The 1,299-nt window shown below is 61.4% G+C and carries 1 protein-coding gene; it reads right to left on the bottom strand.

The window, feature by feature from the left end:
• Window positions 1–20: 20 nt before the first annotated feature.
• Window positions 21–1,184 carry an IS4 family transposase gene (locus NKH02_RS34330; RefSeq protein ID WP_352874170.1) on the bottom strand — a complete coding sequence of 388 codons (1,164 nt, stop codon included), beginning with the start codon at window positions 1,182–1,184 and terminating at the stop codon, window positions 21–23.
• Between the last annotated feature and the right edge of the window lie 115 nt (window positions 1,185–1,299).

Here is a 1,299-nt window from a genome sequence, read left to right as displayed (position 1 = left end):
GCAGGGCTGTCCGGGGAAATTTATTCATATATGAAGGCCATCTGATTGAGGGAGGATCGGTCTCTTGGTCGGCTCGGATTGACCGGCGGCGGCTTGTCGATGGCGTTTATTTTTCGCCGCCCGAACAGGTATTGGGCGACCAGCTCTGTGAACCGCAGGATTGGAATGGCGACACCTCGGGTGCGCGCGACGATGCGCAGCAGCGCATAGGCGATCATCGCCGCGAAGAGCTGCAGGCGGATTGCATTGCCGTTGTTGCCCAGGAACTTGCCGATCTTGAGGTGCTGCTTGATCCAGCGGAACAGAAGCTCGATTTGCCAGCGGCCTTTGTAGAGCTGCCCGATCTCGACTGCGGAGCGCTCCATGTCGTTGGTCAAAAGCATGATGGTGTCGCCTTCCTGGCGCTGGATGCGCAGGCGCCGCAGGCGTATCGGCAGCTTGCAAGCGCCCTTGCTGACCAGGCTCACCTCACTGTCTTCCAGGACCAGGAAGCCGTCGCCCTGCGGCTCGGCCACGGGGCGGTTGCACACCTGCGCCAGCCCCATGTTGGTCTTGGGCCGCGTCACGAAGACCGACCCGGCCTCGGCGATCGCCGTCCACCAGCCATAGTGGCAATAGCCCTTGTCGAACACATAGGTCGCCGCGGGCTCGATAGTGATCCGGCGGCCGATCTGGGCGTCGTTGACGTTGGCGTCGGTGATGTCGAGGACGCGCGGATGGTCGGCCTTCGGGTCATAGACGACATGGACCTTCATGCCGCGGATGCGTCCGTTCGACTTGGCCCACTCGCACAGCTTGCCGAGCGGAATGGGGGTCGAGTCGATCAGCCGCAGCATGTCTTTACCCTCTTGCCGCGTCTGCCGGTCGAGCAGGCCCGCCACCAGGCTGAAGGCCTCGGCAAAAATGGCGACCGGGCGCCGTCTGTTGGCGTCCGACAAGGTCGAACGCATCAGCGGACCGCTGCCCAGGTGGTAATGATGCTGGCTGTTGGCGTTCCAACCGGCTTCCAGGCCACGCAGGCTGTCGCTGCCGCAGAACTGGGCATAGATCAACACCACCAGATGATCCCAACTCCTGAACGATTTGTCGTAGGCATCGCCGGCGTGACGATCCACAATGGCTTGGAATTGACGGCGATCCACCGCTTCAAGAAGCTGCCCGAAGATGCTAGGTGCAAAGCGCATGCCCCGTTCCTTTTCTGAGTCTCGACAACCAGAGAGAAGACGGACAAACCCCGTTTTACGGGGCATGCACATGCGGCATTTCGATTCACTCAAAACTTTCCCCGGACAGCCCTGC

Source organism: Mesorhizobium sp. M1396, assembly GCF_040317725.1.
In the GTDB taxonomy this organism is placed as follows: Bacteria; Pseudomonadota; Alphaproteobacteria; order Rhizobiales; family Rhizobiaceae; genus Mesorhizobium.
The sequence above is the reverse complement of the archived record's forward strand: the minus strand, read 5'-3'. Positions and strand labels throughout refer to the sequence as shown.